Here is a 19,931-nt window from a genome sequence, read left to right as displayed (position 1 = left end):
TTTGCGTTTCTAATTTACCGGGCAGCGGCGCGCCGTGATGCGCAGCCGACTTGCCGGGGCTCCAGGGAAGGGTCTACGGAGCGGCTGATCCCTCCAGCACCTGGAAGGACGGCGGATGGCCTTCATGCTCGGCCATGTAACCTTCGACCTGGGCTTCCAGGCCGGCCATGGTCTCGCCGCCAGCCATCAGATCCGTGATCTCCTCGCGGGACCTTTGGCCCTTGCGGAAATCATCGGCGATGGCGCCGCGGATCAGCACCGCGAAATGGTCGCCGACAGTCATGGCGTGCATGACCTGATGGGTGATGAAGACCACCGCCAAGCCACGCTTCTTGGACTCATTGACGATACGCAGCACGTGGGAGGCCTGCTTGACGCCGAGCGCCGCGGTCGGCTCATCCAGGATCAGCACGCGCGCTCCAAAATACACAGCGCGGGCAATGGCAAGCGACTGGCGCTCTCCGCCCGACAGGCCGCCGACTAGGCGGTCACCGTCATCAATGCGGGTAATTCCGAAATCCCGGACCGCTTTCACCGCGATCTCGTTGGCGCGCTTGCGGTCGTAGATCTTGAACGGTCCCCAACCTTTGGTCGGCTCGACGCCGACGAAAAAGGACCGCCCGATGCTCATCAGCGGAAACGTGCCGCCGAACTGGTGCACCGTGGCGATGCCCCGTCCCTGCGCATCACTCGGCCCAGTAAAGGTCACCGGCTGACCATCCATCAGTATCTGGCCGCTGGTTGGTTTGTGGACCCCGGCCAGGGTTTTGATGAGGGTGGACTTGCCGGCGCCATTGTCGCCGAGAAGGCAAAGCACTTCGCCGGCGCGCACCCTCAGCGAAATATCGTGCAGGACATCGATCGGCCCGAAGGATTTGTTGAGGCTTTTCAGCTCGAGAATGGCAGGTTTGTCGTTCATGGCGTGCGCACCTCTTCATCTGCGAACCGGCTTGGCTGATGCGGTTGATCGGCCAGGGTATTCATCGAAGCTCGATGCCCGTTGACGGAAACGAGTTCAGGGCCCGGCTGCTGTAACAACTCGTTTCTCATGGGTTTGCTGGCTCCCGCGGCAGGCTTCGCTTACCCCGCGGTCTGAAGTACAAAGCCAAATCGCGGAACGACTGGTTCATCAGCACGGCCACCAAGAGCATCACACCGATGATCAGGTTCGACCAGTTTCGGTCGATCTGGGTGAAGTAGATGCCCTGGCTGACTATGGCGAAGGTGATGGTGCCGACGAAGATACCAACAACCGACCCGAAACCGCCGGTCAGCAATACGCCGCCCACCACCACGGACACGATGGCGTTGAAGATGAAGTTCATGCCGCCGGAGACTTGGGCGGAATTGAACAGGATCGCCTGGCAGATGCCAACAAAGGTGGCGCTGACTGCGGACAACACAAACAGCGCAATGGTCATGCGGTCTGTCGGAATTCCGGCGTTGCGGGCGCTGACACGATCGCCGCCCATTGCAAACAGCCAGTTGCCGTAACGGGTCTTGTGCAGAACGAAGCCGATGATCACGGCGAATGCGATCCACCAGATGATGATGACCTGGTGACTGCCACCGATCAACTGGCCGAACAGGAATTTGGCCCAGCCCGGCGCGGTCAGGGCAACGCTGGCAGTCCCGGTCAGAAGCACCGAAGCACTGAGCACCACCCCCTGCATGGCGACCAGCGTGGCCAGAGTAATGATTAGCGAGGGCACGGAGGTGCGGATCGTCAGCAGGCCGTTGACCAGGCCGACCGCCACGCCGACTGTCAGCGCCCCAGCAATTCCCACCCCAATGGGCAGTCCGTAATAGCCGGTGAGTATGGCGGTTGTCATGGAACCCGCGGGGATCAAAGCGCCGATGGAGATGTCGAGTTCGCCCGAGATCATCAGCAGCCCGACTGGAATGGCGACAATGCCCAGATTGGCCGCGAAATTGACCCAACTCGCTGCACCAACGAGCGTGCCCAAACTGGCGCCGCCGAACAGAACGAAGAACAGCACGACGCCGATAAGACTGAGGATCGAGCCGGCTTCGGGACGGCGCAGCACCGATTTGATTGCGTCCATCATGACTGCGGCCCCTTCTTCGACGAATAGCTGAGCGCCAGCTGCCGGAAGGTGTCGTTGGTCAGCACCGCGATCAAAAGAAGCGCGCCAATTATGACGCTACCGATGTTGGGATCCATGCTCGTGAAGTAGATGCCCTGGTTCACGATCGAGAAGGTAATCGTGCCAAACACGATGCCAACGATCGAGCCGAAGCCGCCCGTGAGCAGAACGCCCCCAATGACCACACACATGATGGAATTGAAGATGAAGGACTGACCGGCCAGAACCTGCGCACTCTGGTAAACCATCACCTCGCTGACCCCAACGAAAGCGGCGCTGAAGCCGGACAGCATGAACAGACCAATGGTCAGCCGTTTGGTCGGAATGCCGACATTACGCGCGCTCTCCTTGTCACCGCCGAGTGCATAGATCCAGTTGCCTATCGGGGAGATGTGCAATAGCCAGAACAAGCCAATCACGAACACCACCCACCATAGGATCGTGACTTGAAACATGCCGCCGAGATAGTCGCCGAAGATTACCTTGGTGAGCGGGTCCGGCACGAGCGAGACGCCGGTGCTGCCGGCGATCTTGACGGTGAGACCTAGCGTCAGACCCATCGTGAGGAACATGGTGCCAATGGTGATTGTGAGCGACGGGATGGTGGTTCTCGTCACGAACAGCCCGTTGAGAAAGCCGACAGCGAGGCCGAGACCAAGCGCGGCCGTTATGCCAAGCCAGTTGGGCAACCCATAGTGACCCGAGACGATGGCAGCGGTGAGAGACGCCGCGGGGATCACGGCACCGACCGAGATGTCGAGTTCCCCGGCGATCATCAGCAACCCTATCGGCAGCGCGATGATCCCGATCTCAGACGCGATGTTCAACCAGCTGGCCGTGCCGGCTGCCGACGTGAAGGCACTTCCGCCGAACAGGCCAAAGAAAAGCAGAACTGCGACCAGCCCGAGGAACGAGCCCGCCTCTGGTCGACGCGCCAGCCGGCCGAGGGCTAGTCCGGACCGCGTGCGGTGAGGCGCCGGGGTTAATGTGGACGTCACGGGATGTGCCATTAGGGTAATCCGCGATCACGCGGCCGGCCGCGATGTGGCCGCCGCAGAGAGAGGGAAAAAGGGCCGCCCGCTGTAAAGCGAGGGCGGCCCAGGCGGGAGGATTATCGCGCCCCTGCTTTCACACCGGCGATGGTGGCGTCGACGTTTGTCTTGTCGATGATGCCTGGTCCCGTAAGGATTTCGCGGGTGGGCACCGCCAAGCCGTAATTGACGTGGCCGTTCAGGATCGCTACAGCTAGGTATCCCTGCAGGTAGCCTTGCTGGTCGATCGCGCAGGCTTGCTTGCCATCCTTGATGTTGTTCAGGATGGTTTCGTCAAAGTTCATGCCGCAGAGTTGCACTTTCCCAACCTTGCCGGCCTGGGTAAGGCCGTTCATGGCCGAGTTGGCGTCAACGTTGCCGATGGTAAAGACGGCATTCACGTCCTGGTGCTGCAGCAGATAGGCTTTGACCGCCTGGGCGACGGCCGTTGCCGAGCCGAAGGATGTAGCGGGCAATGGCAGGACGTCGGCTTCGCCACCGCCGTTCTTCATCCCCTCCTTGAAGCCGCCGCAGAAGGCCTCAATATTGGCGGCGCCGGGCAGCGTGTTGATGCAGACGCCCTTCTTGTTGCCGGCCTTGGTGAGGTACTCGCCAGCCGCGACACCGCCTTTGTAGTCGTCTGAGCCGACATAGTTCATGGCGCCAAGACGATCGGCCGCTTTCAGCCCGCCGGCGTTGTAGATGATCAGGGGAATGCCAGCATCCCTCACTGCCTTGAACGCCGGGTCCATCGCTTCCGGCACCCAGTCCGGGCCGACGATGGCGTCGGCCTTCTGATCGATGGCCTGACGGATCAATTCGGCGGCGTCCACGCCCAGATTGTCATAGTTCTGCGGCCCGAGCCAGGTGACCTTGCCACCTTGGGCCTCGACGACCTTGCCAGCGTCTTCAGCACCGCGCTTTACGATCGACCAAAACGGATCGTCCGGCTTGCCGCCAACCACGAAGATATTGGCAGCGAGCGTCGCGCCGGCGCTGAATCCAATCAGCACCGCTGTCGACACGAGTGTCTTGAAAAGCTTCATAATCTTCCTCCCAATTTACCCCGTGGGGTCTCAACAAAAAAGTCTTGCTGTCCCGGGCCCACTCCTCTCAGGCGCAGTCGAAACAGCGTTTGGATCGTTATTCCGCCGGCATTCCAGACGTGGGATCGCTGCGGCCTTCCTGCTGGCCACGCATTTTTTCCTTCTTCTTGCGGAAGCGGGCCTTCATGACCTCATCGGCTTCTTTGCTGCCGTCGTGCCAAGTGCCGAACAGCTTATCGAGGGGTACCAGCCCATCACCGCCGTAGTTCACCTCGAAATACTTGTGGTGTAGGTAGTGCACGTACGAATGGCTATCGAGTTTAACCTTGTCGGTGATTTCGAATGTCTCGAAGCCGAGGTGGCCGTTCACCGCTCCAAATCCCGCTCCGTGCAGCGTGAAGTAGGCGCAGACCGGATTAGAAAGGATCAACAGGTGCAGCCAGGCTTCAGCATGATAGAGGAAGCCTTCGCCTGGGTGCATCGACAGCGACGACCAGGGACTTGGATTGATCGAGTTATGGTGGACCGAATGCACCCATTTGTAGAGCGGCGGCCAATGGATCGCCCGGTGAAGGAAGAAGAAATAGACCTCATGCACGGCCGGCGCGATAAGCACCAGGAACGAGAGGTAAAGCCAATTCGTCGTCCATGGCAGCCAGACCGCCCAGCTGTTTGCATAGACCCACAGCATCACGATCTCGACCACTGTCCATAGTGGTATCGTGACGAAAAACGAGCGGGTGAAATTGTCGATGTTCTGGCTTTGAAACCAAAACACGTCAGACGGCGCGTCCGAAGGGAATTTTGGATTATATTTGAAGCGGTTCTGTTGCTTCCGCTGGAAGTAATAGCGCAGCTCGAAGAAGCCATAGAAAAGGAATATGCCGGCGGCGTTTAGGCCGTATAGCCAGAAGTAGTTGAGAACTGAGAAGGTCGCGAGGCTCTGCCAGCTTGGGATAAGGAAGTTCACCCAAATAATCGACGTGGCAATATGAAAGGCGTTCCACGGCCAGAGAAATTCAGGAATCCACGCCACCACCTTCTTTGCATTGAACGGATGATGCCAGATTGGCGCCGGCTCGGCCCGGCGATGCGGAGCCCAGTTACCGCGTTTATCGCGCGTTCCATACTGAAGGTCATCCATCGTAACAGCGCCTCCCTGCGGAGCTATTCCCAACTGGGCTCGTCCAAACATCGGCCCTCAATTGGGTGGCATTCATATCGGAGGCTTGATATTTCTAGAAGGCGAAAATAGTATCAAAGCGACATTTGTATCATTTAATATCAGTCATGATGATATAGATGGGATGGAGCTCATGAGGCGACCGACAATCCACGATCTCGCTACTGCGGCAGGCGTTTCGGTGGCGACCGTGAATCGAATTCTAAGTGGCACCGTTTCAGTACGCCCGAAGACCGTCCAACGAGTACAAAGCGCAGCGGAGGAAATTGGGTTTTACGGAATCGGAGCCATTGATGATCGGGCTCGTAAAATATCTCCACACTACCGATTGGGCTTCCTGCTTCAGCAGTCGACCCGTGATCTCTACCAATTGTTCGGGAAGAAGATTATTGCCGCCTGTCGCGAGCGTCGCGACGAGGTCATCGATCCAATAGTCGACTTCGTGGATCTGCTGACGCCGGAGACAATCGCGAGCGGTCTGATTGCGCTGGGCGATTCATGCGACGCCGTTGCGGTGGTCGCGGCAGATCATCCCATCATTGGCCAGGCCATCCGTTCGCTGAACGAGATGGGCAAACCGGTTGTCTCCTACATCACGGATCAGTCCGCGCCGGAAAGGGCCGCATATGTAGGCACCGACAACTGGAAGCTGGGGCGCACTGCAGCCTTCCTGATTACCCAAACCACTCACGGACCGGGTCGTATAGCGGTTTTCATAGGCAACCACCGGTATCAATGCCAGGATGTGTCAGACGCCAGTTTCCGTTCCTATTTGCGCGAGCACGCTCCACGGCTAGCGGTAGAGGAAAGCCGTCCGACCCACGAGGAAGCCAGTGAGGCCTATCGAATGGTGACTGAGCTTCTGAAATCGACTGACGATCTTGTCGGAATTCTGATCGTCGGCGGCGGAATAACTGGTGTACTTCGTGCCTTGAGGGAGGTGTCTCCTGAGCGGCGGTCGGGTATCAAAGTAGTATGCCGTGACATTGGACCCGAAACTCGAAAGGGACTGTCTGAGGGCCTGATCACTGCAGCTCTTTGCCACCCGCTCGAATCGACCTCGGCCCTTCTTGTCCAAACGATGATCGATGTCATTGGACCGCAAGCACCATTTGCCACCCTTCAGCGATCCATACCTTTTGAAATCGTCACGCCGGAGAATATCTGACGCAGATGTCAGCTACTGGCGCGGGCGTCCTGCGACCCGATAGGATGTCGCTTTCAGGTGACGCACAAACGGACCTCAACGGCTATATTTGGGCGCGGAGCGGCTATGCCCTGCTTCACCTGCGAGTCTGCTTCGGGTCAGATCGCGTCATCGAACCTTCGAAACTGAACGACCGCCAAGGTATCGAATTCGGTCGTTCAGAGTGGGTTTGAAGCAAATCAGAAATTCTGCTGACCCATGGCCTTTTCGATCAGCTTGTCGATCGATACCGCCAGCACGAGAAGCAGTCCCGTCACGATGAGGCGAACGTAGTTCTCGACGCCCATCAGGTTGAGCCCGTTCTGGACTGTTCCGATAACAAGCGCGCCCAACAGGGCCGCGTGAATGGAGCCGCGGCCGCCGAACAGGCTGACGCCGCCGATGACGGTGGCGGCAATTGATTCCAGCAGCAGCGTGCCGCCCCCTACTCCGCCACCGGAGAAGACGCCAACGCCTAGTGCCCGCGACGCGCCCAGTACGCCAGCCAGCGCAGCGATAGCGCCGGCAATAGCGAAGGCCGCCATCTTGATGCGCGCAACCTTGACGCCGGCCCGTCGCGCAGCCTCGTCATTGTTGCCGACCGCATAAAGATAGAGGCCGAACCGGGTTTCCTTGAGGATATACCCGCCTATCCCGAGCAGGATCGCAAAGATCAAAACCACAACTGGTATGCCCTGATGTGCGTTGAGGATCATCACGACGATGGCGCCAAAAATCGCGGCCGCGCCGAGCGGCAGCACAAATCGGCTGAACAGGGAAGCTTCCAGACCGGCGCGCTTTCTGCGGGCAATGCCCGACAGGACCAGAGCGGCAAACGCGACGAGCCCAATCGCCAGCGCGCTCCATGACGTGATCCCCGAAATCTTAGTCTCTGCAATCTTGTCGATACCGGTTCCCATCAAACCGTAGCGGGCGGTCGGAGGCAAAAGCACGAGTTGCAAGCCATTGAGAGCCAGTCCGAGCCCCAGCGTCACCACGAAGGACGGTACGCCGACAAACGTGACCCAGCGCGCCGAAAAGCTGCCGATAGCAGCACCCATTACGATTGCGACCGTCACCGCCAGCCAGGGCGAAACGCCGTAGTCGACAACCAGCTTGGCCATCAGGACCGATGTCACGCCGTTGATCGCTGCGACCGACAAGTCTATTTCCTTGACCAGCAGCACGAACATCAGACCGATCGCCATGATGCCCACAACCGTGCTCTGGACGAGCAGGTTCGACAGGTTCTGCGGTGTCAGGAAGACATTGCTCTGGAGCGCGAAGAACACCCACAGCGCCACCAGCCCGATTATGACGGGCAGCGCACGCATGTCGCTGTTGAGCACTTCGCCGATGGTGCGGCGTTTGACGTCACCGGAAGCGGCGGCCGAGTTTGCCATTCTTGACGTATCCTTCTGATACTTTTCGCCCCGCGGGGCTCAGCCAGCGAGGTTGACTGCCTCGTTGCCACCGACCATCGCGTTGACCACTTGCTCGCCTGTCACTTCACTCGATTTAAAACTCGCGACGTTCGCGCCCAGGCGCATGACCTCTATGCGGTCGGTGGCGTTGACGACGAAATTGTGGATGTCGTGGCTAACCACGACTATGCCGAGCCCTTCGTCGGCCAACGTGCGGACCAGGGCCGAGACCTGTTCGGCTGCGGAGTGGCTGAGTGCGGCTGTCGGCTCGTCGAATATGACGACCTTCGGCGTCCACAGAATGGAACGTGCGATGGCTATGTTCTGTCGCTGGCCGCCAGACATTGCTCCGACAGGACGCGTCAGTGACAGCTGGCCGAGTCGCATGCGCGTCAGCACCTCGCGGGCACGAACTTCGCACTCGGCACGCCGGATCCGTCGGCCGAACCATGTCGGACCGGTCAGCTCGCGCCCGAGAAACAGGTTCTGCACGGCGTCCAGATTGTTGCAGAGCGCTAGATCCTGATAGACGGTCTGGATCCCAAGGGCAGTGGCGTCGGCAGGATTGCCGATTTTCGCCGGTTGGCCTTCGATGGTGTACTCTCCAGAGTCGAAGCCGAAGACGCCCGCCATGATCTTGACGAGCGTGGACTTGCCGGCGCCGTTGTCGCCGACCAGGGCGACCACCTCGCCGGCGTGGACGTCCACCGAAGCCCCCTGAAGAGCATGGACCGACCCGAACGACTTACGGATATTGCGCATCGAAATTAGCGGCGTGGATTTATGCGCCGCACGAACATCGGCGCCGCCGCGCGTTGCTGCCGCTTTGACCATCAGGCTCCTCCCATCAGGTGACCGAAGGACAGCGAGCGCCGCTGTCCTTCGGTCGATCTCGCTATTTGTTGTTCTTCTTGCAGACTTCGGTGTCTTCGATGCCCTTGCAGATTTCTGGCCAGGTCCAGACGCCGGCGGTGACGACGTCCGAGAGATTATCCAAGGTGATGTTCTTCACCGGCAGGAAGACAGCCGGCACATCCATGAACTTGTTGTTCACTTTGCCGTTGATCAGATCCTTTGGCACTCCTTTGCCATCCAGGATCGAAGCCACGACGTCCGCCGCATAGGTCGCTTCAACCTTGAGATCCTTGAGCACGGAGTTGTCCTGCCATCCCTGTGCGACGTACCGCAACGCTTCAACGGTCGCGTCCTGTCCGCCGGTCACCAGCTTGTCGCCAGGCTTGGCCCCCTGGCTGATCAGAGCGGCAACCGAGCCTCCGGTGGTACCGTCATTCATGCCGAGGAAGACATCGACATCACCGCCATTGCGGGTCAGGCAGTCTTCGGCGAAAGATTGAGCCAGCGCCGGATCCCAGTTCTGCGTGTACTGCTCGCAGACGACCTTCACCTTGCCGGAATCGATCAACGGCTGAAGGAATTCGTTCTGGCCCTTTTCATACTGGCCTGTACCGTATTCGCCCTCATTACCCTTCACGCGCGCAACCTTGACCGGCGACTTCTTCATTGCGCTGATCAGCTCGGCGGCGCGCTTGCCTTGGGCTTGGCCAACTGACAATGAGTCGAAGACGACGTGCGCTTCGGCCTTGCCGCCGACCGCGTCGTGATCATAAAGGACCACCGGCACCTTCGCATCAGCTGCCGCCTTAAGACTGCCAGCGGCGAGGTTTGCGTCCGTCGCCGCGAGCACGATCACGCTGGCGCCTTGGGTGATGGCGTCTTCGACCAGCCGCTGCTGCCGCGCCGGATCCCCCTCGCCATTCTGCACGGTCACCTGAGCGTCCGGCGCCTTCTCCTTCATTGCCGCGACAAAGAACGGCGCGTCCCGGCTTGTGAAGCGAATTGTCGTGGTATTCGGCAGTAAAAAGAACACTTTCTTGGCATCTTGAGCATGTGCCGCCGCCAAGGCGCTTGCCATAGCGGTTGCCGTCAGAAATGCGGTCAGAAGTCGCTTCATAGTTTCCTCCCATGGAATACTCAGTTCGCCCCCCTTCACGACGGCACGGGGCACCCCCGAACCGGTTTAAGGATAGGCTGCAACGAAAATTGCAAGATATAAATATTCCGCAATGAACGATGTGTCAACGATGCGACAATGAAATCTTTGCATCATGCGAAACGCGCAATTTCTATTGCGACATCCAGGCTCGAGTGCACCTGGCGCGCTTGGTTCGCAACCGGAATGCCAAGGACGCGGAACGCCCGGGTTGTTGTCGGGGAACCGCTACTGCCCGGTGACGGTGGGTATGCGCGGACTGACAGCGTTGTTCTGCAGTCGCGCCGCGAGTGCAACCGTCAGCGCCTGGGCGAGGCACATTGGGGCGGCAAGCGAACGGGAAAAGGTATATTCATGCTCCGGTACGGCGAAGAGAACACTGGCGTTCTTGGCTAGCGGAGACAGCGTGCTGTCGGAAATAGCAATTATCGGAACTTCGCTGCGAGCGGCCTCTTCCACGACATTGACCACTTCATTGGCGTAGAAGCGAAAGGACACGGCAAACAAGACATCGGTCTTGCGGATCATGCGCGCCATATGCGTAGCAAGTCCGCCGCCGGGATCAAGCAGCACGCAACGTTTGCCCAGCATCGTCAAGATATAGCGGAGAAGTTCGACCACAGGCGTCGATCGCAACTGCCCGATCAGGTAGATCGCGTCGGCCTTTTCGAGAAGGGTCACTGCCTTGGCCAGATCCTCGGGTGGTATCTGTGTCAGCATGTCCTGAAGCGAGGCAATGTCGCGAACCACGAGGTCGCGCATGAATCCGACTTCGCTACGATCTGTTCGCGCTCCCAATTCGCCTTCCAGCGCCTTGATACGAGCCTCGAAGCCGGGCGCGGCGGTCGACAGGCGCTTCTGAAAGAGAGACTGTAGTTCCTTGAAGCCTTCATAACCGAGCGCCTGCGCAAAGCGCACGAAGCTTGAGGCATGCACTCCGCTGCTATCCCCAATTGCATTCACCGACCTGACAGCAACGTCGTTAGGATTCTGGGTGAGATAGAGCGCGATCTTCTGGTAGGATTTGCTCATTTCGTCGTAGCGGTCGTGGATGAGCCGGATGAGCTCTTCATAGTCACGCGGCGCTTCAGCGGTCGGTTTCATGTTGCACTCTTTCGCAATATTCATTGCACAATGACGCGTCTGCGTCGATTCTGCTAGTGAAATCAGGTGCAACATTGTTTAAGCAAAAGCGCGTGCATGTTGGCGATCAAGCCCGAGCCGCATCATGACCTAGATGCCGAAATCGGGAGGACAATCAACGCGCGAAGATGCTTCGTGCGAGGCCGTCCCTTGCTACCGACGTGAGGGTCGACCGGTCTTCACGCTGTTGCGGCTCGCCCCATCTGATTCACTGTCGGCAATCAGCGAAAGGTAGCGCTCGAGAGCCTTCGAGAACTTGGCTTGCCAGATCTCATGCGCAGTGCGGAGATCTCCGTCGCGCAAGCTTTCGAGTAGCTTGACGACATACTTCTCGGCGTCGCCCTTTCGGTCTGTATAGACAACGCCCAACTGATGGTTGAAGCGCCTCACATCTGCGGTCAGCTCGGAAAAGTAGCGGATGGTCCGCTGCAATCCCGTCGCGTCAATGATCGCTTGCTGGAACTCAAGATCGTTGCGAACGGTCTCGACCTGGCTATCGAGGTTAGCAAACTTGACGGCATTCTCAGCCAATTTTTCGAGACGCTTGAGGTCAACCGAAGCTAGGCTACCTGGTTCCGCGAGCAGATGGTCCAGGGCAATTTTTCCTAGGGCCATCCGGATATTGTAGACTTCGATGACGCTGTCTGCGTCCACCGCCCTGACAGATGCTCCCTTGTTCCGCTTGATCTCGACGAACCCCTCGCGAGCAAGCAGGCGCAATGCTTCCCGGACCGGATGCCGGGAGACGTTCAACATGTCGGTAAGCTGTTGCTCGACGAGCCGGTCGCCGGGCTTGAAGTGCCCGGCAATGATCGCGTTCCGGATTTGCTCCGCAGCGAACTGCGTGCTTTCCATCTGCGTCATGGGAGCCAGAATGGCGCCTGTTTCATTCGCGTGTCGCATCAAGATCCTCATAAGGCGACCGCAGGAGATCGGCTGCACAGGCATTCGGAATGTAGACTATATACGAATGCGATAATCTAATGAGAAGCCTGCCACTAAGCTATCCTTACGGAATAAGTGGAAAACGTTCTGTCCCGCCTGACTTGCCGTTAGAGCGAGACCACCAGGTTCTTCGCCGGGAGCCAGCACCACGATACGCAGTGAGCTCTATTTCGAAGAGATACTCAGGTCCGCCCAACGGACCACAGCTGACGCAGCTTGCCGGAGAGATGTCCCGGAACTTCTCGCCCATATAGGCCATGACTTCCGGGACGTCTTCCTGGCGCGGAATGAAGATGCGTCGCCGCACAACATCCGCAAGGCTGCTGCCGACCCGCCTCAAGCGCGCCTTCGACGTTCTTCATCGCTTGCCTTGCCTGCTCGACGACCGTCTCAGGCATCACACGGGTCTTGTAGTCGCGTCCTGCGGTCAGGGACATGAAGATCCAGTTGTCGAGGGCGACGATCCGCGAATAGCCTTCCTTCTCTTCCAGGATGCTGCCGGACTTTAGCTTCACGAGTTCCATGCCGTTCTCCAGTGCTGATCAGATCGAGATGCCGCCATCGATCGCCACCGTCTGACCGGTGATCAGCGCGCCGGCGAAACCGAGGAAGACGATAAGCTCCGCGACATCCGCAGTGGTGCAGACTTTCTTCAGAGGTGTGCTGGCGAGGGTGCTCTGGCGACGCTCCTCCGACCATTCAATCGCCCACGAACTTTCGACGACGCCGGGCGCCACCGCGTTGACCCGCACATCGGGCGCGAGCGGACGCGCCAGGTTCTTCGTCAGGTTGATGACCGCGGCCTTGGAGCCGCTATAGGCTATGGTGCTGGCCACGGCGCCGAAGCCGGCGATGGAAGCGGTGTTCACGATCGAACCTTTGGCCACCTTGAGAGCAGGCGCCGCGGCCTTCGAGCACCTGAAAACGCTCATCAGGTTGACGTTCAGCAGATTTGCCCAAAGCTCCTCCGTTATGCTGTCCAGGTCGTTGATCGGCACCGGGACCTTCACGCCCGGTATTCCCGCGTTGTTGACAAGCAGATCGAGACGGCCGAGCTTCGCCACCGCCTCGAGCACCATTGCCTTGGCCTGCCCGCCGTCGCCGACATCGCCTGGAGCACCGATGACGTCGAGCCCCTCTCTTTGGAGCCCAGCGAGAGCAGCCTCGCCCCTCTGGTCGGCCGGTAGATAGTTGATTGCGACCTTGGCGCCTGCCTTGGCCATCATCCGCGCGGTTTCGAGGCCGATGCCCGACGCGCCCCCGGTGACAAGCGCCGCCTTTCCCGTGAGATTGAACGAGATCATGAGTTACCCTTCGATGCTGCGTTTGGATGGAATTCGCTAGGCGACTGAGCTTCTGACGATTTCAATAGGCTTACGATTCTCGCGCCGCAGGAACTTCTGTGTCTGTTCTTTGCGGGGATTGTCGATCACCTCTTCGGCCGTGCCGATTTCGCAGACTTCGCCCTGGCAGAGAAAGGCCACGCGGTCCGCCGATTCCCGAGCGAAATTGATGTCGTGCGTGACAACCACCATCGTCATGCCTTCGCTCTTCAGGAGGCGCATGGTCTCAAGCACTTCGCCGACAAGTTCGGGATCCAGGGCGGAGGTGACCTCGTCGAAGAGCATGTAGCTCGGCTCCATTGCAAGCGCTCGGGCGATGGCGAGACGCTGCTGCTGGCCGCCTGAGAGCTGAGACGGCAAGCTGTCGCCCTTGTCGCCCAGCCCCACATGCTCGAGGTGCTTCTGCGCAAGTGCGCGCGCCACAGCGCGGCTTCGCTTTGAGACCACCCGGGGTGCCAGCGCGACATTTTCCAGCGCCGTGAGGTGCGGGAAGGCGTTGTACTGCTGGAAGACGATGCCCAGCTTGCTGCGCAGCTTGTTGATATCCGTCTTCGGATCGTGGACGCTGATGCCGTCTACGAGGATCTCGCCACCCTGGATCGGTTCGAGCCCGTTGATGCATTGCAGGAGCGTAGATTTTCCCGACCCGCTCGCGCCAATGAGGCAGACGAGTTCGCCCTTTTCGACCGTGAGATCGATGCCCTTGAGCACGATCACCGATCCGAAGGCCTTCTGGACGTTGCTGATGCGGATCATACGCGGACCTTTCTTTCGAGGTGCCGGCTGTACCGGGAAACAGGATAGCAGATAAGGAAATAGAAAAGCCCCGCACCCATCAGCAGCAGCCAGGTCTCATGTGTCCTGGTGATGAGTATCTGGGTGGAACGCATATATTCGATGTAGCCGACCACGCCTGCGAGAGCGCTGTCCTTGATCAGGCTGAGGACGAGCCCGATCCACGGAGCCAGACCCGTCCTGAATGCCAGGGGCATGGATATGTACAAGAGCTCCTGGTAGCCGTTCATGCCGAGCGAGCGAGCGCTCTTGCGGTATTGAACCGGGACTGAGAGCAGGCTCGCCCGGACCACCTCGGCAGTTACTGCCGACATCCAGGCACCAAGTGCGACGGTACCGAACCAAAAGGGTGAAGTGCCGAAGCCCAGGATCGATAGAAGGCTGTTGGCGAGTATCAGTTGGATGATCATCGGCACGCTGCGCAGGATGTCGATGAAGGGGGCCGTGGCGATCCTCACGGTCATTGACACGGTGCGCAACCAGCCAAGGACGATCCCGGCAAGGGTGCCGACAAGGGTTGCTGCGGCGGCCAGCCTGACGGTGTTGAGCAGCCCCTGAGCCAGGAAATAAGCATCCGACCAGGCGAGGCCTTGGTTTGCGAACTGAAACTGCACGCCTAGCTCCTGTATATGAGGCGGAAGGCCAGGTGGGACGAGAACTGCAGCCCTTTGGCGATGAGGTAATAGATCAGCGCCGTGACCAGAAAGAACTCGAATGTCCGGAAGGATGCGGACTGCGCGTACTGCGTGGCGCCCGAGAGCTCCTGCAGTCCGACCAGCATGCCAAGCGAGGTGTTCAGCATTCCCCAGATGCCTTGAGTGACATAGGCGAGGAAGATCACCTTGAACATCTGTGGAAAGATCACATGGATGAAGCTCTGCGGGCTGGTCATGCCGAGTGAGCGCGAAGCCGACAGCTGCTGTCGCGGGATGGCGTTGAGACCACCCCTGAAGATTTCTGTCATGTATCCGGCGTTGTTGAAGGAAACGGAGATGAGGACGGCGGCGTAGCTGGGGATGTTGATGTGGAAGGCGCCCAGCCCGAAATAAAATAGATAGAGCTGAAAGACAGCAGGCGTGTTGCGCGACAGCTCCACCCACCAGGTCGAAAACCGGTAGGCCCATCCCTCGCCCTGCTGGCGCGCGACAGCCATGGGCATCGCAATGAGCGTGCCGATAATGAAGGCGAGAATGGTGATCTGGATCGTCACCCAGGCTCCGGCCAGCAGCAGGGGCAGTGAATCCCAGACTATGGACCAGTAGAACTGATAGCCGTTCATGCCAATCATCCCATGCTCATGCCGGCAGGGTTTTCCTGCCGGCATAAGCTCTATGCTTAGAAGTTAATGCCTTCAGCTGTCAGCGGCGGCAGCGGACCATTGCCGTAGTACTTGTGGTACACCTCGGCCCAACGCCCGTTCGAAACCTGAGTGAACACGAAAACCCGCGCCCAGTTCAGGAATTGTTGGTCGTCACGTTTGACGGCAATCGATCCGAAGTCGGCGAGAGGGGCAAGTCCGGCCATCACGAACTCTGGGAACTGACCACTTTGCGATAGCGAGTTGAAGACGGCGACATTGATCACGATGGCGTCGATCTTGCCCTGCTGCAGAGCCAGGAAGGTTTCCGCATCGCTCGCAAAGCCGGTGTAGGTCGCACCCGTACCCTCCCAGCCCTTGCCCAGCTCATCCTTGAAGAGTTGCTCAGGCGTGGTGCCAACGACACCACCAAGCTTCTTGGATGCCAGGTCAGAGTATTTGGCGATGCCGGTGTCCTTGCGGGTCACGACTGCCATGACGTTGTTGGTGTATGGCTGGGTGAACGCCACGGTCAGCGCACGTGCCGGGGTCGGCGTAGTCGAGGCGATAAGGACGTCGATGCGGTTCGAAACCAGCGCCGGGATACGATCCGGCGAAGGCGTCTCGATGATTTCCGGCTCTGCGCCAAGCGCCTTTGCCATGTCCTTGCAGTACGTCACGTCATACCCGTCGGGCTCGTTGTTCGAGTCGCGGAAGCCGGCAGGCGGACTGTCCAGCATGATGCCACAACGCAGCTTTTTGTTCTTGATGATCGTGTCGAGCGCGGAGTCGGCATGCGCCTGACCAGCCAGCGTGAATGTGGCGACCGCCGTAGCCAGCAGAGCCCTCATAACCATTTTCATTTCATTCCCCTTTTCTTTGTTGCAGACCAAGTAGTTTGTTGGCTGAGCAATTGAGACCGCTCAACTCGCCTTTCTCGCCAGCCTGGGTGTCACGCCGAGCTTCGATAGGTCCCACTTCCTTCTCGATCAGGGGCACGACTTCGTTCTTGAATCGAACGAGCGAGCGATGCGCCAACTCGATTGGCATGCAGCCGAAGGAGAAGTTGCAGGTGTAGTTGCTTGGATTGAGACGTTTGATGTCCGCGACCATCTTCTCGGCAACGGCGTGCGGATCGCCTACCACCATGTTGTCCGCATATTGGTCGAGCGTGTACTCGCCTTCGAACGTCTGGTTGCTGATGTAGCTGTTGTCGTCCAGCGGCGGCGAGGCTTGGCGCAGATAATGCGCCATACGCCCCACGTACCGGGCCCGCTCCGCCACGACCAATGCCTCGCTGCGGCTGTCGGTTATGGCCAGGTACTGCATGATCGCCAAGGGCTTGGTCGAAGGCTGCTCGCCGATGGATGTCCAGGCGTCGTTGAGCCCGTCGACCATCTTGTAGAGCACGGGCGATCCGAGCGTGCTGGCTGCAAGGAACGGGACCGCCTTCCACTTCTTGAAGCGATCGAGAAGCTTCGGGTGGGAGGAGGTCACAAAAATCGGGGGAAGAGGCTTCTGCTGGGTGCTGATCGCGAAGCTGGTCTTGGGGAGGGAAATGTACTTTCCCTTGTACTCGACCTCGCCATCGACGAGCGCTCTTTCGATGACGTCCCAATACTCAAGGAAAACGTCGACCCTGTCGTCCAGCACGATGTTGTAGCGATCAAACTCATAGCGCTGATAGCCGGTACCCAGGCCGATGACGAGGCGGCCCTCGGTCTGTGTGTCGGCGACCGCGATCTCCTGGGCGACACGAAGCGGATTGTAGAGCGGCAGCACGATAACGCCCGGGCCTAGCTTGATCCGCTTGGTCCATCCGGCCGCGTAGGAACACATCATCAGCGGCGACGGCGAACTCGAATAGTTGGCGAAATGGTGTTCGGCGAACCACGCGACATCGAAGCCGAGCTCATCGGCGGTCTCCACCATTTTGCGGGTATCGCGCATCACGCCCTGGGCACCGTCGGGATGATCGCGAAGCGTCATCAGGTTAAAAAGGCCAAGCTGCATTCATTTGCTCCTAAGATCCCTCGGCGACGGCTGTCGACGTTGGTAAACAGTCCTATCCAGCCTTCTGCAGGACCATGGGTGAAGTCAGCGCGTAGGCGCCGTTATGGTAGATCAGCGGGTCGACATCGGAGGCAAATGCCACCCCTGCGACCCGCCCGATGATGATGTCGTGCGTGGCATAGGAGATCGCCTGATCCATCTCGCAAAACAGGTTCGCCTGCGCGCTTGCCAGGTAGGGGATGCCGTCCTTTTCGGTCCACTCGCCAATGTCGAAACGCCTCTCGGACGGCCGTCCGCCACTGAAAGAGTTGGATATGTCAGCCTGCGAGGCCCGAAGCACGTTGATGCAGTATTGCCCCTCTTCCTTGAGCGGCACATTGATCGACGAGTTGCGGTTGACGCACGCAAGGATCGAAATGGGAGCGAAGCTGAGCGGCGTGACCGACGTGACGGTAATGCCATATCGGCGCCCGTCGTGCCTGCACGAGATCACGCAGACCGTCGACGCCACGCGCCGCATCGATTGCCGGAAATGCTCGGTACTCAGGTCCTGCGAGAGCATTATTTGCTTCCTTGTTCCCATCTTCAAAATTGCAGATTGTCTACAATCTGTCAATGTGTTTTTGGACCACCCGCTCCAGACGAAACTGCCTTGTTTAATGGTGGTCGTGCGCTCCGTCAGGGCCCGGGAGCGGGAATTGCCTGGCCAGATCCTCGACTTGCTCCGCAGATAGATATCGCGGGTTGAGACCGCGCAGCAGAAGGTACAGCTTTGCTGTTTCCTCGAGTTCCTCGATCGCAAAGACGGCGCCCTCAAGGTCCTTGCCGGTCACGACCGGCCCATGGTTGGCCAGCAGGACCGACGTATATTTGCCGGCCAATCCCTTGATGGCCCCGGCGACCGCCGGATCGCCCGGCCTGAAATACGGCACCAGCGCCGTTCGGCCAGCGCGCATGAGATAGTACGGCGTCATCGGCGGCAGCACCGACTTCGGATCGATCTCGGGAAGCATCGTGACGGCGACCGAATGCGTCGAATGCAGATGCACCACAGCCCGAGATCCTTTGACTGTGTCGTAGAGCGCGGAATGCAGGGGGATCTCCTTCGTCGGCTTGTCGCCCGAGACAAGATTGCCCTTTGCGTCAAGGCGGGAAATGGACGCTGGATCCAGAAATCCGAGCGACGCGTTTGTCGGGGTCACAAGCCAGCCGCCTTCGTCGAGCTGAACAGAGATGTTTCCCGAGGAACCGGGGGTGAGTCCGCGATCGAACAGCGACCTGCCGAAGCGGACAATCTGTTCACAGAGTTTCGTCTGATCCATATCACCCGAGATTCTAGGCGCATGGCACGAAGCCAAACGCACTGAGCTTACCCACGGACGCCAACCTGAAAATCTCAAAAGTGCGGCGACAGCCCGTTGCAGATTGTAGATAATCTGCATTATGATTGGATTGAAAGCAAGAGGTTGGATACGCATGTCTGCTGGCAAAAGCGCGGAAAAATCAAACGTCGCCGTCATCGGGTTGGGCTCGATGGGGTTTGGCATGGCGAGTTCGCTTGTGCGACGCGGACACGCGGTCGTCGGCTACGATCCCTCCGCGACCGCTGCGGAAAGGCTGGTTGCAAGCGGCGCGCGGATAGCGGAATCACCGAGCGAAGCTGTTGCCAATGCGAGCGTCGTCCTCTGCGTCGTCGTGAACAGCGCGCAGACCGACGCGGTGCTTTTCGGCGACGGCGGCGTGTTCCCGGTGATGCCACCGGGCTCGGTATTCATTTCGTCAGCGACCATGGCGCCGTCGGAGGCAAAACGCCTGTCCTCGCGCCTCGCGGAGCGCGAAATCCTCTATCTCGACGCCCCGATCTCGGGCGGCGCAGCGAAAGCCGCGAACGGCGCCCTGACGATCATGGCGTCGGGCAGCCCGAATGCCTTCGCACGGGCGCGGCATGTCCTGGATGCGGTCGCGGCGAAGGTCTATCGCCTGGGCGACGAACCCGGCATCGGCGCTTCGGTGAAAATGATCAACCAGCATCTGGCAGGAATCCATATCGCGGCCGCATGCGAGGCCATGGTGCTCGCATCCAAGCTCGGCTTGGACCTCTCCACTGTCTACGAGGTCATAACCGCGTCCGCGGGAAACTCCTGGATGTTCGAGAACCGTGTCCCGCATATCCTCGATGGCGACTACAGGCCGCTGAGTTCGGTTGAAATATTCGTCAAGGATCTGGGCATTCTCCAGGACATGGCTCGGGCCGAACAATATCCCGTGCCGCTCGCAGCGGCGGCCCTCCAGATGTATCTCGCGACCTCGGGCGCAGGCATGGGACATGACGACGACGCGTCGGTTGCACGCACCTATGCCAAGTTGTCCGGCGCATCGCTGCCAACAGCCAAGGCGGCATCATGA

At 59.3% G+C, this 19,931-nt stretch carries 22 protein-coding genes; 2 read left to right on the top strand and 20 right to left on the bottom strand.

Annotated features, from left to right (window positions below):
- Positions 1-73: 73 nt before the first annotated feature.
- The 5 genes from NKJ93_RS12710 to NKJ93_RS12690 form a co-directional block, all read right to left on the bottom strand.
- Positions 74-919: an ATP-binding cassette domain-containing protein gene (locus NKJ93_RS12710; RefSeq protein ID WP_352589364.1), complete on the bottom strand. Its 846-nt coding sequence runs from the start codon at positions 917-919 to the stop codon at positions 74-76.
- A gap of 127 nt (positions 920-1,046) precedes the next feature.
- Complete coding sequence (locus tag NKJ93_RS12705) at positions 1,047-2,069, bottom strand: ABC transporter permease (protein WP_502897180.1); 1,023 nt, start codon at positions 2,067-2,069, stop codon at positions 1,047-1,049.
- Entirely contained in the window at positions 2,066-3,118 is a 1,053-nt protein-coding gene (locus tag NKJ93_RS12700; RefSeq protein ID WP_352589361.1) for an ABC transporter permease, read from the bottom strand. The genes NKJ93_RS12705 and NKJ93_RS12700 overlap by 4 nt, the downstream gene beginning before the upstream one ends.
- 101 nt (positions 3,119-3,219) lie before the next feature.
- Positions 3,220-4,185, bottom strand: coding sequence for a sugar ABC transporter substrate-binding protein (locus NKJ93_RS12695; RefSeq protein ID WP_352494524.1), 966 nt, complete (start codon positions 4,183-4,185; stop codon positions 3,220-3,222).
- A 97-nt stretch (positions 4,186-4,282) separates the two neighbouring features.
- The gene (locus NKJ93_RS12690) at positions 4,283-5,329 is read right to left on the bottom strand and encodes a sterol desaturase family protein (protein ID WP_023718637.1); all 1,047 of its coding nucleotides are present in this window, start codon (positions 5,327-5,329) and stop codon (positions 4,283-4,285) included.
- A gap of 172 nt (positions 5,330-5,501) precedes the next feature.
- Here NKJ93_RS12690 and NKJ93_RS12685 point away from each other — a divergent pair, with 172 nt between their 5' ends.
- Positions 5,502-6,536: a LacI family DNA-binding transcriptional regulator gene (locus NKJ93_RS12685; RefSeq protein WP_352494546.1), complete on the top strand. Its 1,035-nt coding sequence runs from the start codon at positions 5,502-5,504 to the stop codon at positions 6,534-6,536.
- A gap of 218 nt (positions 6,537-6,754) precedes the next feature.
- Here NKJ93_RS12685 and NKJ93_RS12680 read toward each other — a convergent pair whose 3' ends face one another.
- The 15 genes from NKJ93_RS12680 to otnC all read right to left on the bottom strand — a co-directional run bounded on the left by NKJ93_RS12680 (position 6,755) and on the right by otnC (position 18,847).
- Entirely contained in the window at positions 6,755-7,957 is a 1,203-nt protein-coding gene (locus tag NKJ93_RS12680) for a sugar ABC transporter permease (RefSeq protein WP_023718639.1), read from the bottom strand.
- 39 nt (positions 7,958-7,996) lie between these two features.
- Positions 7,997-8,812, bottom strand: coding sequence for an ATP-binding cassette domain-containing protein (locus NKJ93_RS12675; RefSeq protein ID WP_023718640.1), 816 nt, complete (start codon positions 8,810-8,812; stop codon positions 7,997-7,999).
- A gap of 61 nt (positions 8,813-8,873) precedes the next feature.
- Positions 8,874-9,950: an ABC transporter substrate-binding protein gene (locus NKJ93_RS12670; RefSeq protein ID WP_352589358.1), complete on the bottom strand. Its 1,077-nt coding sequence runs from the start codon at positions 9,948-9,950 to the stop codon at positions 8,874-8,876.
- Between the two features lie 267 nt (positions 9,951-10,217).
- Positions 10,218-11,168 carry a MurR/RpiR family transcriptional regulator gene (locus NKJ93_RS12665; RefSeq protein WP_245278568.1) on the bottom strand — a complete coding sequence of 317 codons (951 nt, stop codon included), beginning with the start codon at positions 11,166-11,168 and terminating at the stop codon, positions 10,218-10,220.
- A 117-nt stretch (positions 11,169-11,285) separates the two neighbouring features.
- Positions 11,286-12,035 carry a GntR family transcriptional regulator gene (locus NKJ93_RS12660; protein WP_352589354.1) on the bottom strand — a complete coding sequence of 250 codons (750 nt, stop codon included), beginning with the start codon at positions 12,033-12,035 and terminating at the stop codon, positions 11,286-11,288.
- 106 nt (positions 12,036-12,141) lie between these two features.
- A complete protein-coding gene (locus NKJ93_RS12655; protein ID WP_352589627.1) occupies positions 12,142-12,366 on the bottom strand; it encodes a RidA family protein in 225 nt (74 codons plus the stop codon).
- The gene (locus NKJ93_RS12650; RefSeq protein WP_352589654.1) at positions 12,260-12,601 is read right to left on the bottom strand and encodes a RidA family protein; all 342 of its coding nucleotides are present in this window, start codon (positions 12,599-12,601) and stop codon (positions 12,260-12,262) included. The genes NKJ93_RS12655 and NKJ93_RS12650 overlap by 107 nt, the downstream gene beginning before the upstream one ends.
- An 18-nt stretch (positions 12,602-12,619) precedes the next feature.
- Positions 12,620-13,381 (bottom strand): SDR family NAD(P)-dependent oxidoreductase, encoded by a 762-nt coding sequence (locus NKJ93_RS12645; RefSeq protein ID WP_352589351.1) that lies wholly within the window; start codon positions 13,379-13,381, stop codon positions 12,620-12,622.
- A gap of 36 nt (positions 13,382-13,417) precedes the next feature.
- Positions 13,418-14,176 carry an amino acid ABC transporter ATP-binding protein gene (locus NKJ93_RS12640; RefSeq protein WP_352589348.1) on the bottom strand — a complete coding sequence of 253 codons (759 nt, stop codon included), beginning with the start codon at positions 14,174-14,176 and terminating at the stop codon, positions 13,418-13,420.
- Positions 14,173-14,829 carry an amino acid ABC transporter permease gene (locus tag NKJ93_RS12635; protein ID WP_023718647.1) on the bottom strand — a complete coding sequence of 219 codons (657 nt, stop codon included), beginning with the start codon at positions 14,827-14,829 and terminating at the stop codon, positions 14,173-14,175. Before NKJ93_RS12635 ends, NKJ93_RS12640 begins: the two co-directional genes overlap by 4 nt.
- 2 nt (positions 14,830-14,831) lie before the next feature.
- Positions 14,832-15,494: an amino acid ABC transporter permease gene (locus NKJ93_RS12630; protein WP_352494528.1), complete on the bottom strand. Its 663-nt coding sequence runs from the start codon at positions 15,492-15,494 to the stop codon at positions 14,832-14,834.
- Positions 15,495-15,550: 56 nt separating this feature from the next.
- Positions 15,551-16,375 carry an ABC transporter substrate-binding protein gene (locus tag NKJ93_RS12625; protein ID WP_031193900.1) on the bottom strand — a complete coding sequence of 275 codons (825 nt, stop codon included), beginning with the start codon at positions 16,373-16,375 and terminating at the stop codon, positions 15,551-15,553.
- A gap of 1 nt (position 16,376) precedes the next feature.
- Positions 16,377-17,525 (bottom strand): LLM class flavin-dependent oxidoreductase, encoded by a 1,149-nt coding sequence (locus tag NKJ93_RS12620; RefSeq protein WP_352494529.1) that lies wholly within the window; start codon positions 17,523-17,525, stop codon positions 16,377-16,379.
- 52 nt (positions 17,526-17,577) lie between these two features.
- Complete coding sequence (locus tag NKJ93_RS12615; protein ID WP_023718651.1) at positions 17,578-18,087, bottom strand: flavin reductase family protein; 510 nt, start codon at positions 18,085-18,087, stop codon at positions 17,578-17,580.
- A 94-nt stretch (positions 18,088-18,181) separates the two neighbouring features.
- Positions 18,182-18,847: a 3-oxo-tetronate 4-phosphate decarboxylase gene (gene otnC / locus NKJ93_RS12610; protein ID WP_023718652.1), complete on the bottom strand. Its 666-nt coding sequence runs from the start codon at positions 18,845-18,847 to the stop codon at positions 18,182-18,184.
- A 154-nt stretch (positions 18,848-19,001) separates the two neighbouring features.
- Here otnC and ltnD point away from each other — a divergent pair, with 154 nt between their 5' ends.
- A complete protein-coding gene (gene ltnD / locus NKJ93_RS12605; RefSeq protein ID WP_352494530.1) occupies positions 19,002-19,931 on the top strand; it encodes an L-threonate dehydrogenase in 930 nt (309 codons plus the stop codon).

This window comes from Mesorhizobium sp. M0028 (assembly GCF_040323855.1).
Taxonomy (GTDB): Bacteria; Pseudomonadota; Alphaproteobacteria; order Rhizobiales; family Rhizobiaceae; genus Mesorhizobium.
This window is presented reverse-complemented; position numbering and strand designations above follow the sequence as displayed.

Excerpts from the sequence above, each read along its gene's own strand:
- otnC (WP_023718652.1), bottom strand. The coding sequence starts at position 18,847 with ATGGATCAGACGAAACTCTGTGAACAGATTGTCCGCTTCGGCAGGTCG.
- NKJ93_RS12700 (WP_352589361.1), bottom strand. The coding sequence starts at position 3,118 with ATGGCACATCCCGTGACGTCCACATTAACCCCGGCGCCTCACCGCACG.
- NKJ93_RS12675 (WP_023718640.1), bottom strand. The coding sequence starts at position 8,812 with ATGGTCAAAGCGGCAGCAACGCGCGGCGGCGCCGATGTTCGTGCGGCG.
- NKJ93_RS12695 (WP_352494524.1), bottom strand. The coding sequence starts at position 4,185 with ATGAAGCTTTTCAAGACACTCGTGTCGACAGCGGTGCTGATTGGATTC.
- NKJ93_RS12680 (WP_023718639.1), bottom strand. The coding sequence starts at position 7,957 with ATGGCAAACTCGGCCGCCGCTTCCGGTGACGTCAAACGCCGCACCATC.
- NKJ93_RS12665 (WP_245278568.1), bottom strand. The coding sequence starts at position 11,168 with ATGTTGCACCTGATTTCACTAGCAGAATCGACGCAGACGCGTCATTGT.
- NKJ93_RS12650 (WP_352589654.1), bottom strand. The coding sequence starts at position 12,601 with ATGGAACTCGTGAAGCTAAAGTCCGGCAGCATCCTGGAAGAGAAGGAA.
- NKJ93_RS12710 (WP_352589364.1), bottom strand. The coding sequence starts at position 919 with ATGAACGACAAACCTGCCATTCTCGAGCTGAAAAGCCTCAACAAATCC.
- NKJ93_RS12630 (WP_352494528.1), bottom strand. The coding sequence starts at position 15,494 with ATGAACGGCTATCAGTTCTACTGGTCCATAGTCTGGGATTCACTGCCC.
- NKJ93_RS12620 (WP_352494529.1), bottom strand. The coding sequence starts at position 17,525 with ATGCAGCTTGGCCTTTTTAACCTGATGACGCTTCGCGATCATCCCGAC.
- ltnD (WP_352494530.1), top strand. The coding sequence starts at position 19,002 with ATGTCTGCTGGCAAAAGCGCGGAAAAATCAAACGTCGCCGTCATCGGG.
- NKJ93_RS12670 (WP_352589358.1), bottom strand. The coding sequence starts at position 9,950 with ATGAAGCGACTTCTGACCGCATTTCTGACGGCAACCGCTATGGCAAGC.
- NKJ93_RS12705 (WP_502897180.1), bottom strand. The coding sequence starts at position 2,069 with ATGATGGACGCAATCAAATCGGTGCTGCGCCGTCCCGAAGCCGGCTCG.
- NKJ93_RS12645 (WP_352589351.1), bottom strand. The coding sequence starts at position 13,381 with ATGATCTCGTTCAATCTCACGGGAAAGGCGGCGCTTGTCACCGGGGGC.
- NKJ93_RS12640 (WP_352589348.1), bottom strand. The coding sequence starts at position 14,176 with ATGATCCGCATCAGCAACGTCCAGAAGGCCTTCGGATCGGTGATCGTG.
- NKJ93_RS12660 (WP_352589354.1), bottom strand. The coding sequence starts at position 12,035 with ATGCGACACGCGAATGAAACAGGCGCCATTCTGGCTCCCATGACGCAG.
- NKJ93_RS12625 (WP_031193900.1), bottom strand. The coding sequence starts at position 16,375 with ATGAAAATGGTTATGAGGGCTCTGCTGGCTACGGCGGTCGCCACATTC.
- NKJ93_RS12615 (WP_023718651.1), bottom strand. The coding sequence starts at position 18,087 with ATGCTCTCGCAGGACCTGAGTACCGAGCATTTCCGGCAATCGATGCGG.
- NKJ93_RS12685 (WP_352494546.1), top strand. The coding sequence starts at position 5,502 with ATGAGGCGACCGACAATCCACGATCTCGCTACTGCGGCAGGCGTTTCG.
- NKJ93_RS12690 (WP_023718637.1), bottom strand. The coding sequence starts at position 5,329 with ATGGATGACCTTCAGTATGGAACGCGCGATAAACGCGGTAACTGGGCT.